12 protein-coding genes are annotated in these 15,880 nt (G+C 67.7%); 6 read left to right on the forward strand and 6 right to left on the reverse strand.

Features of this window, described 5'->3' with window-relative positions; translation table 11 throughout:
- The 3 genes from ACWIEX_RS04300 to ACWIEX_RS04310 all read right to left on the reverse strand — a co-directional run bounded on the left by ACWIEX_RS04300 (position 1) and on the right by ACWIEX_RS04310 (position 2,015).
- Positions 1-402: an SRPBCC family protein gene (locus ACWIEX_RS04300; protein ID WP_454031887.1), complete on the reverse strand. Its 402-nt coding sequence runs from the start codon at positions 400-402 to the stop codon at positions 1-3.
- 212 nt (positions 403-614) lie between these two features.
- A complete protein-coding gene (locus ACWIEX_RS04305; protein WP_454031888.1) occupies positions 615-1,730 on the reverse strand; it encodes an Mrp/NBP35 family ATP-binding protein in 1,116 nt (371 codons plus the stop codon).
- Positions 1,731-1,757: 27 nt separating this feature from the next.
- The gene (locus tag ACWIEX_RS04310; RefSeq protein WP_454031889.1) at positions 1,758-2,015 is read right to left on the reverse strand and encodes a sulfurtransferase TusA family protein; all 258 of its coding nucleotides are present in this window, start codon (positions 2,013-2,015) and stop codon (positions 1,758-1,760) included.
- A gap of 152 nt (positions 2,016-2,167) precedes the next feature.
- Between ACWIEX_RS04310 and ACWIEX_RS04315 the strand changes: the two genes are divergently transcribed.
- On the forward strand, positions 2,168-3,409 hold the full coding sequence (locus tag ACWIEX_RS04315; RefSeq protein ID WP_454031890.1) for a molybdopterin molybdotransferase MoeA: 1,242 nt from the start codon (positions 2,168-2,170) through the stop codon (positions 3,407-3,409).
- A gap of 126 nt (positions 3,410-3,535) precedes the next feature.
- On the opposite strand, the gene ACWIEX_RS04320 is transcribed toward ACWIEX_RS04315, so the two are convergent.
- The 3 genes from ACWIEX_RS04320 to ACWIEX_RS04330 form a co-directional block, all read right to left on the reverse strand.
- Complete coding sequence (locus ACWIEX_RS04320) at positions 3,536-4,306, reverse strand: TIGR02186 family protein (RefSeq protein WP_454031891.1); 771 nt, start codon at positions 4,304-4,306, stop codon at positions 3,536-3,538.
- Positions 4,303-5,232, reverse strand: a complete 930-nt coding sequence (locus ACWIEX_RS04325) for a sulfite exporter TauE/SafE family protein (RefSeq protein WP_061964991.1) — start codon at positions 5,230-5,232, stop codon at positions 4,303-4,305. Before ACWIEX_RS04325 ends, ACWIEX_RS04320 begins: the two co-directional genes overlap by 4 nt.
- A 182-nt stretch (positions 5,233-5,414) precedes the next feature.
- Positions 5,415-8,765, reverse strand: a complete 3,351-nt coding sequence (locus tag ACWIEX_RS04330) for an SEL1-like repeat protein (protein ID WP_454031892.1) — start codon at positions 8,763-8,765, stop codon at positions 5,415-5,417.
- Positions 8,766-9,119: 354 nt separating this feature from the next.
- Between ACWIEX_RS04330 and ACWIEX_RS04335 the strand changes: the two genes are divergently transcribed.
- From ACWIEX_RS04335 to ACWIEX_RS04355, 5 genes are all read left to right on the forward strand, one after another.
- The gene (locus ACWIEX_RS04335; protein WP_454031893.1) at positions 9,120-9,566 is read left to right on the forward strand and encodes a MerR family transcriptional regulator; all 447 of its coding nucleotides are present in this window, start codon (positions 9,120-9,122) and stop codon (positions 9,564-9,566) included.
- Positions 9,567-9,757: 191 nt separating this feature from the next.
- Positions 9,758-11,545, forward strand: a complete 1,788-nt coding sequence (locus ACWIEX_RS04340) for an acyl-CoA dehydrogenase C-terminal domain-containing protein (protein ID WP_454031894.1) — start codon at positions 9,758-9,760, stop codon at positions 11,543-11,545.
- A 155-nt stretch (positions 11,546-11,700) separates the two neighbouring features.
- Positions 11,701-12,909: an acetyl-CoA C-acetyltransferase gene (locus ACWIEX_RS04345; RefSeq protein ID WP_454031895.1), complete on the forward strand. Its 1,209-nt coding sequence runs from the start codon at positions 11,701-11,703 to the stop codon at positions 12,907-12,909.
- 156 nt (positions 12,910-13,065) lie between these two features.
- A complete protein-coding gene (locus ACWIEX_RS04350) occupies positions 13,066-15,267 on the forward strand; it encodes a 3-hydroxyacyl-CoA dehydrogenase NAD-binding domain-containing protein (RefSeq protein WP_454031896.1) in 2,202 nt (733 codons plus the stop codon).
- Between the two features lie 14 nt (positions 15,268-15,281).
- The gene (locus tag ACWIEX_RS04355) at positions 15,282-15,776 is read left to right on the forward strand and encodes a peptide deformylase (protein ID WP_454031897.1); all 495 of its coding nucleotides are present in this window, start codon (positions 15,282-15,284) and stop codon (positions 15,774-15,776) included.
- Positions 15,777-15,880: the final 104 nt, after the last annotated feature.

Consider the following 15,880-nt stretch of genomic DNA (forward strand, 5'->3'; position numbering starts at 1 on the left):
CTAACCCTCCAGCAACGCCTTCAACGCCGCCAGATCGCGGCTCACCATGGCCGCATCCCGTGCCATCTCGTCGTCGGACATGCCGTCGCGCTGGAACAGCGTAAAGACGACCTCCGCCCCATCGCCATTGGCCACGACGCGCATCGGATTGTGCATCGCCGGGCCGTGCTCGGGGATGACGGCATGGTCGAGCACACCATGGTTGTTCGGCTCGCTGAACAGGATGCGCATCGGCCCCATCGGCGTCTCTGCCCGCCAGGTCATGCCTTCGACCGGCACGAAGCTGTGGCCGAGGCCCTCGGCCCAGCGTGGAAAATTCACGGGGTCCGCGAGGAAGGAATAGACCTCCTCCACCGGGCGGTCGATGCCGATTCCGATATGGCGGGCGCGATGGACGGCCATGGTTTTCGTCCTTCCAAACTCAAGCGCGAGTCATCCCGGACGCAGTGAAGCGAAGTTCCGGAATCCATTCCGGAATCTTCATCGGCAGCGCTCCGGCATGGATCCCGGGTCAAGCCCGGGATGACGCCGCGGTTCCAACCCAAGCAATTGATTAGAACAAAAGAAGAACAAATTCCGGCGCCTGTCAAGCCGCTGACATCGCGGGATTGCCGCTATTCGATGACGATCCGCGGCGCGGCCCGCACCGCGCCGCCGAGGCTGGCCTGCACCTGACGCGCCAGCGCGACATAGGCCTTGGCATGGGCGCTCGACGGATCGCTGGCGACGATCGGCCGCCCGCCGTCGGAAGTCTCGCGGATCGGCATGGCCAGCGGGATCTCACCGAGGAAGGGGATGCCGAGCCGCTCGGCCTCGTGCCGGGCGCCGCCATGGGCGAAGATATCGGAGCGGTGCCCGCAGGCCGGGCAGGTGAAATAGCTCATGTTCTCGACGAGGCCGAGGATCGGCACCGCGACCTTCCTGAACATCGCGACGCCGCGGCGCGCGTCGAGCAGGGCGAGGTCCTGCGGCGTCGAGACGATGACGGCGCCTGCGAGCGGCACCTGCTGGGCCATGGTGAGCTGCGCATCGCCGGTGCCCGGCGGCATGTCGACGACCAGCACGTCGAGCTCGCCCCAGGCGACTTCGCGCAGCATCTGGGTGATCGCCGAGATCACCATTGGCCCGCGCCAGATCATGGGCGTCTCCTCGTTGACGAGGAAGCCGATCGACATCACCTTGAGCCCGTAGGCTTCCATCGGCGCCAGCGTCCGGCCGGAGACGATCTGCGGCTTGCCGGTGATCCCGAATATCTTCGGCATCGACGGCCCGTAGATATCCGAATCGAGCACGCCGACCTTGAGACCGAGCGTCGAGAGCGCCACCGCGAGATTGGCCGCGGTCGTCGACTTGCCGACGCCGCCCTTGCCGCTGGCGACGGCGATGATCTGCTTCACGCCCGGCACGCCGGCGGGCTTCGGCGGCCCGCCCGGTCCGGGGCGCTGCGCCTGCTGGCGGGCCTGCATGCCGGCCGAGGGACCGGCCTTGTCGGCGGTCAGCCCGACCAGCACCTGCGTCACGCCGGGCAGGCCGCCGACCGCGCTCTCGGCCGCCTTGCGCACCGGTTCCATCGCCGCGGCTTCGGTCGCGTCGATGCCGATCGCGAAGATCACCTTGCCGCCATCGACGAGAATATCGCCGATCCGGCCGGAGGCGGCGAGCGATTGCCCGCTCGCCGGCAGCTTCACCAGTTCGAGCGCCCGCAGGACATCGGCTTGGGAAAGGCTCACGTGGTTGAACTCCGTTCGCTCGCGGCCTCACGCCGCCTTGCGGATATGGAAGACGAGGGCGCCATCCGCATCCCCCGCTCGCTCGATGATGCTGCCGGTCTCGCGCGCCAGGTTCGGCAGGTCGATCGCCGCCATTGGATCGGTGCAGCGCACGACGAGCAGGCTGCCGGCCTGTGCGGCGATGAGCGCCTTGCGGACACGCAGCACCGGGAGCGGACATTTCAGGCCGCGCAGGTCGAGCGCAATGGCATCCTGGGTTGCGTCCGCAGAGGCGATCGTCGTCATGCTGCTTCATAGGACGGCTGTTCGGGGCGCGGCAACCGCCGCCTTGACGCAGGTCACTTGACCCCTTCCGCCACGCCGACGATGAAGAAGCGAGCGATCGGGAGGAAGCGGGCGGCGATGCGTCCAGGCGGCCGAAGCAGGCGGGGACCGTGATGGTGCGACTGGGCGGCGGCAGATCCGATTCCGGGCTCCTCACGCTGGACGAAGCCGCGGCCGACGCCGTGTCGCGCGTCCATCCGGTTGGCGGTGCGCTGGAACTGCCTCTTGCCGAGGCCGATGGTCATGTGCTGGCGCAAGCGGTGGTCGCGCCCCGCGACTTGCCCCCCTTCGCCAATTCCGCGGTCGACGGCTATGCCATCCGCTTCGCCGATCTCACGACCGGTGCGGCGGCCCGTCTGCCGATCCGCGGCCGGACGATGGCAGGCGAAGCTGCTGCGTCGCTGGAACATGGCGCCTGGCGCATCTTCACCGGAGCGCCTGTTCCCGAGGGCGCCGATACGATCGTGATGCAGGAGGACGTCGTCGCGGAGAAGGATGCGGTCGTCCTGCCGGCCGGCATCAGACGCGGCGCCAACCTGCGCCCGGCCGGTGAGGATGTGGTGCGCGGGCAGGAGGTACTGCCGGCCGGGCGGCGCCTGCGCCCGCAGGATCTTGGCCTGCTCGCAGCATTGGGGCTGGCCGATGTCACGGTGCGCCGGCGCCCGCGTGTTGCGCTGTTCTCGACCGGCGACGAATTGACGGAGCCCGGTTGGACGCTCGGCCCCGGCGCGATCTACGACGCCAACCGGGCGATGCTGCGTGCCATGCTGGTGCGAGCCGGCGCGGAAGTCGTCGATCTCGGCATCCTGAGCGACGAAGCCAAGGGCCTGGAGCGACGGCTGCGCGAGGCGGCCGCCGGCTGCGATCTCGTCCTCACATCCGGCGGCGTCTCGGTCGGCGAGGCAGACCATGTCAGGGATGCGGTCATGACCTGCGGCACGCTCGATCTCTGGCGCGTGGCGATCAAGCCGGGCAAGCCGATCGCGATCGGCCGCGTTGCCGGCACTCCCTTCATCGGGCTGCCCGGCAATCCGGTTGCGGTCTTCGTCGGGTTCGCCTTCGTCGCGCGCCCGCTGCTCGCCCGATTGGCGGGCGAGACTTATTCCCCGCCGCAGGCCCGGCTGGTTCGGCTGGGCTTCGCGCATGCCAAGAAGCCGGGCCGGCGCGAGTTCCTGCGGGTGTCGCTGGAGCAGGATGGCGAGGGCGTGACCATCGCGCGCAGGCATCCGGGTGAGGGGGCGGGCTCGCTCGCCTCGCTTGCGCAGTCGGACGGGCTCGTCGTGCTGGCGGAGGAGATCGCGCGGCTCGAGGCGGGGGAGGCCGCGCCCTTCCTGCCCTATGCCGAGCTGTTTTAGGGGCTGCGGCCCCTTGATTGCAGCGAATGCAAGCCAAATCCTTTTCATTCCGGGTTCTTCGCTGGCGCGAAGCCCCGGAATGACAACGGAGCTCGCCAGGTGTGATCCGGCAATTGTCCGTAGGTCCTAGTCGCGCCGGAAGATCACGCTCGCGCCCCAGCCGAGGAACAGTGCCAGCAGGACCGTGATGAGGCCGTAGAGCAGGGCCCAGTCATAGGCGCCCAGCGCCAGGCGCTGCTCGATGCCGGTCTTGATCACCTCGAAATTGGTCTGCTGCCGGGCCAGGGGCACACCGCCGGAATAGAGCACGATGTCGACGGTGTAGGAGCCGGTCGGCGCCGTGGCGGGGATGTCGACCGGCGCGCTGAACAGCGCGTTCGACAGGAAGGTGACGCCGCGCTCCTCGTAGCCGTAGAGGTCCTTGCCCTGCATGATCCGGACGAGGCTTTCGCGGAAGCGCCGCGCGCCGGGATCGAGATCGACCCAGCTGCCGGAGGGGCGCTCGGCATTGACGAGGCCGATGCGGTCGCGCTGCGCCGTCTCGTTCGACATCATCTCCGCGATCGGGCGGTTGCTGGCGACATGCAGGAAGACCGGGTTGTCGGGAAAACGCCGTTGCGTCCGGTTGATCCAAATCGGGCCGAGCCGTTCTTTCTCGCGCACCAGCAGCATGCGCCGGGGACCGCGCACCGTGACGATGATGTCGTAGGGGTCGCCGCGCGAGACCGTCCTGCCGTCGCGCTCGACCAGGCCGAACACCGTGAGCTGGCTGCCGGTATAGTTCGAGGTGATCTGGATCTGGTGGCTCGACATTGCCGCGATCAGCGTCTCGGCGCGGGCCGTGCCGGCGGTAAGCCCGAACGCGAGAGCGGCGAGGGTTGCAGCGAGCCACCTCATCGTCCGCTCTCCGGCACGACGACCGAGAAGGGTTCGCTCGGCGGGATGAACAGCTCGATGGCGAAGCGAAGGCCGACGGAGAGGATCAGCAGCGCCAGCAGCAGGCGGAAGGATTCGACATTGAGGCTGCGCGCGGCGCGGCCGCCGAACTGCGCGCCGATCACCCCGCCGAGCAGCAGCAGCACGGCCAGCACGATGTCGACCGACTGGTTGGTGACGGCGTGCAGCACGGTGGCGCCGGTCATCGTCACCAGGATCTGGAACAGCGAGGTGCCGACCACCACGGCTGGCGGAATGCGGAAGAAATAGATCAGGCCGGGCACCAGGATGAAGCCGCCGCCGACGCCGAGCACGGCGCCGATGAAGCCGATGATCACCGCGAGCAGCGCGATCGGAATGACGCTGCAATAAAGGCCGGACCGGTAGAAGCGCTGGCGGAAGGGCAGGCCCATCCACCACGGATGCATGCCGCCGCGCCGCTTCAGGCGCGCCGGCTTGCCGGCTCGGACGCGCAGCATCGCCCGCAGCGCGTCGTAGAGCATCAGCCCGCCGATGATCGAGAACAGCGTGACATAGGACAGGGTGATGACGAGCTCGAGCTGGCCGAGCCGCTTCATCGTGTTGAAGAACAGCACGCCGAGCACCGTGCCGAGGATGCCGCCGCTCACCAGCACGCCGCCGAGCTTGAGATCGAGCGCCTTGCGCCGGAGATAGGTGAGGACGCCGGTCATCGAGGAGCCCGCGACCTGCGCCGCGACCGTGGCAACGGCGACCGCCGGCGGGATGTCGAGGAAGATCAGGAGGGGAGTCAGCAGGAAGCCGCCGCCGACGCCGAACAGGCCGGAGATGAAGCCCACCGCGCCACTCAGGCCGAGAACCATCAGCACGCTGATCGGCAGCTCGGCGATCGGCAGGTAGATCTGCACGCTTACCCCTCGCAAGGCGGGCGCATGGACGTTTGCATGCGCCTGATGGGCCCCAGACTAGAGCGCCTGGGTTAAGACAAGTTCCTGAAAGGAAAAGGCGGGCCGCTTCCGGCCCGCCCTAGGAAACGATTGTTCTTCGTGCCGCGTCAACACGTCGAAAGCATGACGTTGCGCAACGCGGCTCAGGACCGGGACTGTTTGGCCGGCTTGGCAGCCGCTGCGGTCGGCTGGGGGTCCCAGCCCTTGGCGGGGGCCGCGACCTCGTTGGCGGCGGCATCGAGCGTCTTCGGCTTCCAGCTCGCGGCGACCGCTTTGGCCGAGGTGAGGTCTTCCGCCTTCAGGCGCTGGGCCACCTCGTCGCGCTTGCGCCCGGCATCCTCGTCGCCCTGGCTGGCCGCGACCGAGAACCAGACGAAGGACTGGGCGAGATCAGTCGGCGCGCCGAGGCCGCGGCCGAGCAGGACGGCGAGATTATACTGGCTGTCACGGACACCGAGTTCGGCGGCGCGGCGGAACCACTCCGTCGCCATGGCGTAATCCGGCTTGCCGGCGGCGCCTTCGGCATGGAGCACGGCGAGGTTGTGCATCGCCTTGGCGTTGCCGCGTTCGGCAGCGCGCTGGTACCAGATCCGGGCGAGCGACAGGTCGCGCTGCGTGCCGATGCCCTTCTCGAACATGTTGCCGACGCGGAACTGGGCCGGGGCGAGGCCGGCGACCGCGGCGCGCTCGAACAGGCGCAGGGCCAGCTTCGGATCGCGCTGGTTGGCGGGGCCGTCGGCGGCCTTGCTCGCGAGTTCGTAGACCGCGCGTGCATCGCCGTCCTGGGCGGCCTTGCGCAGGCCGGCACTGCCGAACCCGGCCGGCAGGTCGCCGATCCCGGTCACGGCCTGAACCTGTTCGGCCGGAGCGGTCGTGGCTGCGGGTGCGGCTTCCGCGATGGCAGGGGTTGCGGGCGCGGCCGCCGCGGCAGCGGGCTGCTCGGGTGCGGCCTGGTTCACGGCCGCTTGGGCGGGAGCGTCCTGCGGGGTTGCGGGCAGCGCCGAGGACTGGTCCTTGGCGGGGGCCTGCGCCGGCGTGGCCGGCGCTTCCGGCTGGGCGGCGGGCGGCACGATCAGGCTGCGCGCTTCGCTGTTGGCGGTCTTGGTGCTGTCGCCGCGCAGGGAATTCGTGACGAGATGGGCGGTGCCCATGGCGAGGATCAGCGCGGCGAGGCCGAGCAGCAGCGGGCGCTTGCGCTTCTCCAGGATATCCTTGAGGCGGCCCGGGCTCTTCGCCGTCGGCTCCGCTGCGGGCGAGGGCGTTGATGCCGCCGCCTCGCTGGCGGCCTTGGCGGAGCGCCGTGCGGCGGCGATCAGGCTCTGGCGCACCGATTGCGGGTCCTGGCCTGCGCCGATCACGGTCTCGGGGCGCGGGCGCCCGGAGCCCGGCTCCAGCGGAATGTCGAAAGCGGTGCTCGCCGGCAGGGCCGGCTCGCTGCGGACGGGCTCGCCGGCCGGCATGGCAAAGCGGTCCTGCGCTGCGACGCCGACCGAGAGGTTCGTGCTGTCACGGGTCGAGACGGGATTGGTCCGGATCACGCCATCCCCGGCGCGCATCGCTGCGGCCAGTCCGTTCGTCGGCGGATGCCGCTCGCCCTGCAGCTCGGCTTCGAGGCTCGCCAGCCGCGACATGATCAGTTCGAGCGAGCCGTGAACGGCGCCGATCGCGTCGCGCGTCTGGCTGTCGGACGAGACATGGTTGTCGCGCAGGCCCGTCACCAGGCTCGACAGTTCGGCGATGCCCTTGCCGGAAGCGGCGGTGCTGGCGGCCTGGACGAGGGCAGCGCGTTCGGCCGCCGTTTCCTCGCGCATCGAACGCAGGTGCACGACGAGATCCTGCAGCGTGCGCTCCATGCCATTCTCGGCCGAGCGGGTCGCGGACGCCTCGTCGAGGCGGCTGGCGATGCCGGAAATCTGCCGTTCGAGGGCATCGAAGGATTCGGCGTTCGCGCCGGGCGCGCCGGCTTCGTCGATCTTCTCGGCGAGATGGCGCAGCATCTGCTCGATCGGGTTGAGATCGACCGCGGCCGCACCTTCTCCGGCGATCCGCGTCATCTGGTTCGAGGCCGCAAGGCTTTCGATCCGGCTCGAGAGGGCCTCGATCTCGCGGGTGACGTTGGACGGCCCCTGCTCGACCAGGACGTCGATCCGCTGCTGCAGCGAGTCGATGCGGCTGGCGAGGTAGTCGCTCTGCCGGGAGGCGCTGCCCTCGTCCAGCTTCTGCGTGGCGACCTCGTCGAACTTGCGCGACAGCGCGTCGACCTGGCTCGAAAGGGAGGTCAGCAGGCCGGCGCCGGGGAACTCGCCGCGCTGCGACAGCACCACGCTGCGCACGTCGTCGATCGCGCTCGCCAGGCTGCGCATCTCGCCCATGTCGGGGCGGACGTCGCGCAGCCGGCCGATCTCGAAGCCGAGAGTCGCCACCTGTTGGGAGAGGTCGTCGAGCTTGTGGTCCTGCCCGCCGGCACCGAGGATGTCGCGGAGTTCGGCGATGTCCCGCCGGATGGGATCGAGATTGGTGACCTGGCCGCCGCGGGTGGCGAGCGCATCGACCTTGGCGGCGAGATGCGCGATCTCCAGCTGGAAGCGCTGGTAGCTCTCGCCGGCCCGGTCCTGGGACAACCGCGAGACTTCCGCCTCGATGCGGGTGAGGGGCTTCAGCAGGGGTTCGAACTGGTCGCGCCGGTCGAACCGGTCGAGGCGCTCGGCCAGCAGGCCGATCTTGGCTTCGATGGCGCTGGTATCGACGCGGACCGGGGCGGCCGGCCGCTGCGGCTGGGCCGGGCGGCGGCCCTCGTAGGAGAGCCGCGAGCCGAGCTCGCGCAGGTCCTCGCGCAGGGCCGAGATGCGCTCGGGCGCGACCGCGGCCGGCCGTGTGCCCTCGTCGGTGTCGAGGACGCGCTGGCGCGTGCGGATGTCGGTGACGGCGGCGGCAAGCCCTTCGCGGCTGAAGGCGAGGCGGGGCGCCTGTTCGGCGCGGCTCTGCTGGGTCTCGACGCTGCGGCGCTCGATTTCGGCGATGCGCTCGCCCATCGTCTTGATCGCGTCGGCAATGACGTTGGTGGCGCGCTCCTGGCGCTCGGCCGAACCGCGCTCGCTCGACGACAGGCGGTCCTCGGTCTTCTCGATCCAGCGGGTGATCGAATCCAGCGCGCCTGCGGTCCGGGCATTGGCCTCGCGGGTCATGCTTTCGAGAGCGGCGGCCTGGCCGACGAGGCTGTCGATCGCCTCGCGCGACGGGTTCGGAGCCGGCTGGCGCGGTGCGGTATCGGTCCGGCCCTGCGACAGGCGGGCCAACCGCTCGGACAGGGCCGTGATGTCAAGCTGCTCGGGGGCAGGGGCAGCAGCGGGGAAGTGAGCCTCCTCGCTCTCGTCGCGGATCTTGTGGTCGAGCCATTCGCCCAGCGTCATTCCCAGGCGGCGGGCCGCTGCCTTTGCCGCATCGCGCGTCCGGGGATCGACGCCCTTTACGCTCCAGGGCAAGCTCGTGGCCATGATTTCGCTCGCCTAAGGGGACCTTGTCTGCGGCAGGCGAGGCCCCCTGGTGCCGTCACCTTCCGCGCGTACCTTGGCTGATCGTGAAGATATCGTTGACGAAGCCACGACGCCGATGCGCGTTCCCGACATTTGGCCGGCATGGTAAACAGCAGGTTAATAACCGGGGCTCCGATCGTTAATTTTTTGAGAATGCCCTTTGGGAAGGCACCTTTCCGGGCCATGTAACGGTAACTTACCCCGCCGGGGCGACGTATTACCTGACGCTGCGGGAGCGCCCACCCTATCACTGCGACACCAATCGACGCCGCCAATGGCCGGCGATTCGACACACTCGCAAGGATTGCAGCTTTCATGTCACGCCAAAGCCTAGCTGTGGCGGGTTCCTCGATTCATGAAACCCGCTCCCCCGATGCCGACCAGACCGGCGATTTCAGCATCAGCGATCTTGCCCGCGATTTCGGCGTCACGCTGCGCACGCTCCGCTTCTATGAATCGCGGGGCCTGATCGCCCCGAGCCGTTCCGGCATGACCCGCATCTATTCGGCGCGCGACCGGGCGCGTCTTGCTCTGATCCTCAAGGGCAAGCAGCTCGGTTTCACGCTCGTCGAGATCCGCGCCATGCTGGCCAACGAGGACAAGAAGGGCGGAGCCGGCGATATGGCAGCTTCCGTCGGGGGGCTTCAGCTCAGCCGCGAGCAGATCGTGGAGCAGCTCGAGCTGCTGCGCAGCCAGCGCGGCGAGATCGAAAGCGCGATCACCGAGCTCGAAGCATCGCTCGTTCGTATGCCGAAAGCCTGAGGCTCTCGGCTCGACAGTCAAAGCCCCGGCTTCGCCGGGGCTTTTTTTTATGGCCGCGTCATGTTCCCGCCATCCCGCAAGCGACAAATCGCGACGCTGCAGTTGCAACTCCGCCCAGATTGTTTATATATGAACTATCTTGCTGCGGCGACAGGAACCAGCCGCCGCCTTGCGACGAGAGGGAGGATCAGATGCCGGTCTACAAGGCGCCCGTCGACGACACGCTTTTCCTGCTAAACGACGTCTTCAACATCGAGCGCTACAACAACCTGCCGGGCTTCGCCGACGCGTCATCGGACGTGATCGAGGCCGTGCTCGGCGAGGGCGCCAAGCTCTGCGAGGAAGTCCTCCAGCCGATCAACCATTCTGGCGACCAGGAGGGTTGCACCCGCAACGCTGACGGCAGCGTGACTACGCCGAAGGGTTTCAAGGAGGCCTATCAGGCCTATGCTGGCGGCGGCTGGATCGGCCTCGCCATGGACCCTGAATATGGCGGGCAGGGCCTGCCCTATACGCTCGGCGCCGTGATGAACGAATATGCCTCGGCCGCGAACATGGCCTTCGCGATGTATCCGGGCCTGACCATGGGCGCGATCGCCGCGCTCTATGTCCACGGCTCCGACGAGATCAAGCAGACCTACCTGCCGAAGATGATCGACGGCACCTGGTCGGGCACCATGAACCTGACCGAGCCGCATTGCGGCACCGATCTCGGCCTCCTCAAGACCAAGGCCGTGCCGAACGGCGACGGCTCCTATGCCATCACCGGCACCAAGATCTTCATCTCGGCCGGCGAGCAGGACATCACCGAGAACATCGTCCATCTCGTGCTCGCCCGCATCGAGGGCGCGCCGGCCGGCGTGAAGGGCATCTCGCTCTTCGTCGTGCCGAGGAATGCGGTGGGCGAGGATGGCTCCGTCGGAGAGAACAACCACGTCTCCTGCGGCTCGATCGAGCACAAGATGGGCATTCACGGCAATGCGACCTGCGTCATGAACTATGACGGCGCGCAGGGCTGGCTGGTCGGGGCCGAGAACAAGGGCCTCAACGCCATGTTCGTGATGATGAACGAGGCTCGCCTCGGCGTCGCCATCCAGGGTCTCGCCCAGTCCGAGGTCGCCTACCAGAACGCCGTCGCCTATGCGAAGGAGCGCCTGCAGGGCCGCGCGCTCACAGGCGCCAAGGAGCCGGCCAAGCCGGCCGACCCGATCATCGTCCATCCCGACGTGCGCCGCACGCTGATGTCGATCAAGGCCTTCAACGAGGCCGCTCGCGCCTTCGTGCTGTGGAACGCGCTGAAATCCGACATCGCCCATCGCTCCGGCGATGCGGCGGAGCGCCAGGCGGCCGACGACCAGCTCGGCCTGATGACCCCGGTGCTCAAGGGCGTGCTCACGGATGTCGGCTTCGACAATGCCGTGAAGGCGCAGCAGATGTTCGGCGGCCATGGCTATATCGCCGAGACCGGCGTCGAGCAGTTCGTCCGCGATGCCCGCATCGCGATGATCTATGAGGGCGCCAACGGCGTGCAGGCGATGGACCTCGTCGGCCGCAAGCTCGGCCGTGACGGCGGCCGCGGCATCATGGCCTTCTTCAACGAGGTCGGCGCCTTCCTCAAGGAGAATGCCGAGGACGAGGCGCTGAAGCCGCTGCTCGGGCCTTTGCAGGTTTCGCTGGGCCATCTCCAGCAGGCGGCGATGTGGTTCATGAACAACGCGCTCGCCAAGCCGGACAATGCCGGCGCCGGCGCCAACGATTTCATGCATCTGCTTGGCCTGGTCTCGCTCGGCTACATGTGGGTGAAGATGGCCAAGGCCGCGCAGGAGAAGCTCAAGGCCGGTGCCGACGAGCGGATGAGCGCAAAGCTGGTGACGGCGCGCTTCTTCATGGAGCGCACCTTGCCGGAAACCGGCGCCCATCTGGCGCGTATCACCTCTGGCGCCGACACCACCATGGCGCTGAGCGCCGAGCAGTTCTGAGCCCCGCCGGCCTCGCCGTCATTGCGAGGAGCATAGCGACGAAGCAATCCAGGAGCCGCAGGGCTCGACGCTTCGACCCGGTCCCCGTGGATTGCTTCGCTTCGCTCGCAATGACGGATAGGCTCGACCAAGAATAACGCCAGGGAGTTCCCTCGATGGCAGACGCATTCATCTACGATCACGTCCGCACCCCGCGCGGCAAGGGCAAGGCCGACGGCTCGCTTCACGAAGTGACGGCGATCGAGCTCGGCACCCAGGCGCTGCGCGCGATCAAGGATCGCAACAACCTCGATCCTCTCCTCGTCGAGGACGTGGTGATGGGCTGCGTCGACCCGGTCGGCGAGGCCGGCGCCGATATCGCCCGCACCGTCGCGCTCAAGGCCGGCTACGGCAAGGAAGTGCCGGGCGTCCAGATCAACCGCTTTTGCGCCTCGGGCCTCGATGCGGTGAACCTTGCCGCGGCGCAGGTCATGTCCGGCCAGAAGGAGATGGCGATCGGCGGCGGCGTCGAATCGATGTCACGCATCGGCATGGGCGCCTCGGGCTTCGGCATCGCGGTCGATCCATCAGTCGCCATCGACACCTATTTCATGCCGCAGGGCGTCTCCGCCGACCTGATCGCGACCAAATACGGTTTCTCCCGCGACGATGTCGACGCCTTCGCCGTGCGCTCGCACCAGCGCGCGGCAAAAGCCTGGAAGGAAGGCCGCTTCAAGAATTCGGTGATCCCGGTCACCGACGTCAACGGCCTGACCATCCTCGACCATGACGAGACGATCCGGCCGGGCACCGACATGCAGGCGCTGGCCGCGCTCAAGGCCTCCTTTGTCCAGATGGGCGAGATGGGCGGCTTCGATGCGGTTGCCACCGCCGCGCATCCGGATGTCGAGTTCATCAACCACGTCCATCATGCCGGCAATTCTTCCGGCATCGTCGATGGCGCGGCTGCCGTGCTCGTCGGTTCGAAGAAGGCCGGCAAGGCCGCGGGTTTGAAGCCCCGCGCCCGCATCAAGGCCTTCGCCACGGTCGGCTCCGACCTCGCGCTGATGTTGACTGGCCCGGTCGATGTCACCGAACTCGTGCTGAAAAAGGCCGGTATGTCCAAGAAGGACATCGACCTTTTCGAGCTGAACGAGGCCTTTTCCTCGGTGGTGCTGCGCTACCAGCAGGCGCTCGACATCGATGACGCCGTCCTGAACGTCAATGGCGGCGCCATCGCCATGGGCCATCCGCTCGGCGCAACCGGCGCCATGGTGCTCGGCACCGTGCTCGACGAACTGGAGCGTCAGGACAAGCAGACCGCGCTGGTGACGCTCTGCGTCGCCGTCGGCATGGGCGTCGCCACCATCATCGAGCGGGTGTGACAGGCGTCATCCCGTGCGCGCTGCGGCATGCAATGCCGCTGCGCAGACACGGGACCGCATGACGAGCTAGCCCCCAGCACCGCCTTTTCCTGATGACGATCCCGGATCGCCGCGATGCGGCGTCCGGGATGACCCGACCCACCGGAGGGACCGTCCATGAACCTCACCAACTTCCGCTTCGAGACCGACGCCGACGGCATCGCTGTCGCGACCTGGGACATGCCGGGCCGCTCGATGAACGTCATCACCCCAGAGGTGATGGAAGAGCTCAACCAGATCGTCGACAAGGTCGCGGGCGATGAAGCCATCAAGGGCTGCGTCATCACCTCCGGCAAGGAGAGCTTCTCCGGCGGCGCCGATCTCACCATGCTCCAGGGCCTGCGCGACCTCTATGTGACGCTCGCCAAGGAGAAGGGCGAAGCGGTCGCGATGCAGAGCTTCTTCGACGAGAGTCGCAAGCTCTCGCTGCTCTACCGCAAGCTCGAAACCTGCGGGAAGCCCTTCGCCGCCGCGATCCATGGCGTCTGCCTTGGCGGTGCCTTCGAGCTCTCGCTCTCCTGTCAGTACCGCGTCGTCTCGGACGATGCTTCGACCCGCGTCGGCCTGCCCGAGATCAAGGTCGGGCTGTTTCCGGGCGCCGGCGGCACCCAGCGCGTGGCGCGCCTGATGCAGACCGGCGACGCGCTGCAGATGATGTTCAAGGGCGAGCAGGTGAAGGCGCTGCCGGCGCGCAATTCCGGCCTCGTCCATACGGTCGCGCCCCGCGCCGACATCGTCCAGAACGCCAAGGACTGGCTCAAGGCCAACCCGCAGGCGACTCAAGCCTGGGACCAGAAGGGCTTCAAGCTGCCTTCCAACAAGGTGCATTCGCCGGCCGGCATGCAGATTTGGCCGCCGGCCAATGCGATTTATCGCCGCGAGACCAACGACAACTACCCGGCGGCCCGCGCCATCCTCTCGGCGGTCTATGAGGGCCTGCAACTCCCGATCGATCTCGGCCTCAAGGTTGAGAGCCGCTACTTCGCCAAGATCCTGCGGACGAAGGAGGCGGCTTCGATGATCCGCTCGCTCTTCGTCTCGATGCAGGATCTCAACAAGGGCGCCCGCCGCCCGGCCGACGTGCCGCCCTCGAAGCTCAAGAAGGTCGGCGTCATCGGCGCCGGCTTCATGGGCGCCGGCATCGCCTATGTCACGGCCAATGCCGGCCTGGAGGTCGTGCTGGTCGACAAGGACATCGAGGCAGCCGAGAAGGGCAAGGCCTATTCGCACAAGCTGGTCTCCGACCAGATCATGAAGGGCCGCGCCAAGACCGCCGATCGCGACGCGCTGCTCGGCCGAATCAAGGCCTCGGCAGACTATGCCGATCTCAAGGGCTGCGACCTGATCGTCGAGGCCGTGTTCGAGGATCCGAAGGTCAAGGCCGAGGTCATCGCCAAGGTCGAGGCGGTCGTCGGCCCGCGCACGATCTTCGGCTCCAACACCTCGACGCTGCCGATCACCGGCCTCGCCCAGACCAGCCAGCGCCCGAAGAACTTCATCGGCATCCATTTCTTCTCGCCGGTCGAGAAGATGCTGCTGGTCGAGGTCATCATGGCCAAGAAGACCGGCAAGAAGGCGCTCGCTATGGCGCTGGATTTCGTCCGCGCCATCAAGAAGACGCCGATCGTCGTCAACGATACCCGCGGCTTCTACGCCAATCGCTGCGTCGGCAACTATATCCGCGAAGGCCATCTGATGCTGATGGAAGGCGTGCCGCCGGCGATGATCGAGGCCGCCGGCAAGCAGGCCGGCATGCCGGTCGGCCCGCTCTCGCTCAATGACGAGGTCGCGGTCGATCTCGCCTACAAGGTGCTGAAGGCGACCAAGGCTCAGCTCGGCGAAAGCGCGGTCGATCCGGCGCAGGAAAAGCTGCTCGCCGACATGGTCGAGAAGCACGGGCGGCTGGGCCGCAAGAACCGCAAGGGCTTCTACGACTATCCGGAAGCCGGTCCGAAGCGGCTCTGGCCGGGCCTCGCCGATCTCGCAGGCCCGCGCCTCGATCCCGACAGCGTCGACATGGAGGAGCTGCAGCACCGCCTCCTGGTGACGCAGGCACTCGAAGCCGCGAAGACCTATGAGGAAGGCGTCGTCACCGATCCGCGCGAGGCCGATGTCGGCTCGATCATCGGCTTCGGCTTCGCGCCTTACTCGGGCGGCACGCTCTCCTATATCGACAACATGGGCGCGGCTGCCTTCGTGAAGCTCTGCGAGAAGCTGGCCAAGGCCCATGGCGAGCGCTTCAAGCCGAACCGCCTGCTCAAGCGCATGGCCAAGACCGGCGAGAGCTTCTACGGCACGGCCGAGAAGAAGGTGGCCTGAACGGGCGGGCCGTCATGGCCATCCGGCCGATCCTGCGCTTCCCCGATCCGCGCCTGCGCGTCGCCGCCACGGCGGTCACGCGCTTCGATGCCGATCTGCGCGAGCTTGCCGCCGATCTGCTCGACACGATGCGGGAGGCGCCCGGCATCGGCATCACCGCCCCGCATATCGGTGTGTCCCAGCGGTTGGTCGTGCTGGAGCTGACGCCGGGCGAGGTGAGGACCTACGTCAATCCGGTGCTGGACTCGGTCTCGCGCGAGGCGATCCGCCATGTCGAGGGCAGCGTCTCGATGCCGGGCGTGACCGACGAGCTGGAGCGCCACGCCCAAGTCCGCGTGCGCTATCGCGATCTCGACGGGGTGGAGCATGTCGAGGGTGCCGACGGCCTGTTGGCCGTCTGCCATCAGCATGAGATCGACCAGCTCGACGGCATCTTCTGGATCGACCGCCTGTCGCGGCTCAAGCGCGACAGGCTGATTGCGAGGTACAGGAAGCTAAGGCGGGATTAAAGTCGCAGAACGTCGGCTGCCACGTCATGCTCGCCTTTGTGGCGAGCATCCATGTCTTGAACACCGCGTGGCTCACAGGAAGACGTGGATGGTCGGGACAAGCC

It is taken from the genome of Allobosea sp. NPDC055353 (assembly GCF_053644975.1).

Excerpts from the sequence above, each read along its gene's own strand:
- ACWIEX_RS04335 (WP_454031893.1), top strand. The coding sequence starts at position 9,120 with ATGTCACGCCAAAGCCTAGCTGTGGCGGGTTCCTCGATTCATGAAACC.
- ACWIEX_RS04330 (WP_454031892.1), bottom strand. The coding sequence starts at position 8,765 with ATGGCCACGAGCTTGCCCTGGAGCGTAAAGGGCGTCGATCCCCGGACG.
- ACWIEX_RS04300 (WP_454031887.1), bottom strand. The coding sequence starts at position 402 with ATGGCCGTCCATCGCGCCCGCCATATCGGAATCGGCATCGACCGCCCG.
- ACWIEX_RS04355 (WP_454031897.1), top strand. The coding sequence starts at position 15,282 with ATGGCCATCCGGCCGATCCTGCGCTTCCCCGATCCGCGCCTGCGCGTC.
- ACWIEX_RS04350 (WP_454031896.1), top strand. The coding sequence starts at position 13,066 with ATGAACCTCACCAACTTCCGCTTCGAGACCGACGCCGACGGCATCGCT.
- ACWIEX_RS04320 (WP_454031891.1), bottom strand. The coding sequence starts at position 4,306 with ATGAGGTGGCTCGCTGCAACCCTCGCCGCTCTCGCGTTCGGGCTTACC.
- ACWIEX_RS04345 (WP_454031895.1), top strand. The coding sequence starts at position 11,701 with ATGGCAGACGCATTCATCTACGATCACGTCCGCACCCCGCGCGGCAAG.
- ACWIEX_RS04310 (WP_454031889.1), bottom strand. The coding sequence starts at position 2,015 with ATGACGACGATCGCCTCTGCGGACGCAACCCAGGATGCCATTGCGCTC.
- ACWIEX_RS04315 (WP_454031890.1), top strand. The coding sequence starts at position 2,168 with ATGGTGCGACTGGGCGGCGGCAGATCCGATTCCGGGCTCCTCACGCTG.
- ACWIEX_RS04340 (WP_454031894.1), top strand. The coding sequence starts at position 9,758 with ATGCCGGTCTACAAGGCGCCCGTCGACGACACGCTTTTCCTGCTAAAC.